Here is a 1407-nt window from a genome sequence, read left to right as displayed (position 1 = left end):
CTATAAATTTAATACTATGTTTTGCCCCTTTAAGGGCATAAATCTGGTATCGTTCACCTAGGCTTAGATGTGTATAGTTCATGGTTGCAATCTCACTTTGGTCGGTGGATAAAAACTTTGATGCTAGCGCATCTAGGTCTTTTTTTCACCTCACATTTGGTATTGCACTTCATGTGTTAATCTAAGCAATCAAAAACTGTCGGTGCGACAGGGTTAGCTTAGTTGATTCGCTTAACCGCTGATACAGAATATCGTGTCAAGTAAGAGCGTTACCTAAGAAACCCCTACCTCTAAGGTAGTGGGTAGTTCATTTGAATGCGTTTTAAGAAACTATCTTAGTCTGGGAATTAATGCATAGTAGACCTTTTAAAAAATACACTTGCAAGCGCGCAGACTATCGTCAATGACAATAGCATCGACACTAAGGTATGACTGAAAAAATGGTCGCCAAAGAGCATTTTGTAAAGTCCCATTGTCCAGCCTAAAACTGTGACCGCTGCACATATTCTATAGCGATACTTATGCAGAGTAGGTAAAAATGCTAATCCATATAAAGAAAACCCTGCACTTGCATGCGCGGCTGGGAAGCACTTGGCTGGCGTATTCGCAACCATATTTTGCCAAAGGTTAAGATAGGGCAGCTCACCACCAAACAGCGTCAAATGATTGGGGCAGCTAACATGGGTGACACCTTTTAATAAGGCAATGCTAGTAGGTACTAAGATAATAATAGTTAGTAGATAACAGATTTCCCGAGCTGATAGAGGAGTCATCAATCTATGAGGTTTTACGGTATTTAGTGACAGGTTTGCATCGACAGGTTGTTTATATCTAATGATTAACACAATCAGCAAATAAATCGCCAATACAATCAACAAAGCTTTGGGTCCATCATAAAAAATAAAGGCATAAGGCTGAGCGCCTTTTTCTAAAAGCCAATGCCCATTTACATAGAAGAGCTCATTAATACGCACATCTAACGCACTATGCTCAAATGTTAGCGCTGCAATAATGGTTAAACACAGTAGCTTTAACCAGACCCAATTAGCTGAATAGGCTTTCAAAGCACCACACTCATTAATGCCATTGACCATAAGACAAATAACAGCAGTAACGCCAAAAATTGCGCCGCCGAACCGACATCTTTGGCTATTTTAGCTAAGGGATGCTTTGCCGTTGACGTATGGTCGACACTGGCTTCAATACCGGTATTAATAAGCTCGACAATCAAAGATAAAAACGAGGCGATGACTAGCATCATTTTGATACTGGTGCCAAAAGGCATAAATATAATGACAGTGAATAAGATTAGATTGAGCCATAGCACTTGTCTAAACGCTGCTTCAAATTTAGGTGGTGTTCTAAAAAGTATGCTGGCATCAGACATAGCCATAATTGACATAGAAG

2 protein-coding genes are annotated in these 1407 nt (G+C 39.9%); both read right to left on the bottom strand.

The window, feature by feature from the left end; translation table 11 throughout:
- Window positions 1-347: 347 nt before the first annotated feature.
- Window positions 348-1064, bottom strand: a complete 717-nt coding sequence (locus EI161_RS14375; protein ID WP_225735420.1) for a PAP2 family lipid A phosphatase — start codon at window positions 1062-1064, stop codon at window positions 348-350.
- On the bottom strand, window positions 1061-1407 hold a 347-nt coding region (locus EI161_RS14370), incomplete at its 5' end, for a diacylglycerol kinase (protein WP_192529947.1). The genes EI161_RS14370 and EI161_RS14375, both read right to left, overlap by 4 nt.

This window comes from Psychrobacter sp. FME5 (assembly GCF_014861375.1).
Classification (GTDB): Bacteria; Pseudomonadota; Gammaproteobacteria; order Pseudomonadales; family Moraxellaceae; genus Psychrobacter.
Note: the sequence above shows the minus strand (reverse complement) of the source record. Positions and strands in the feature narration are given on the sequence as shown.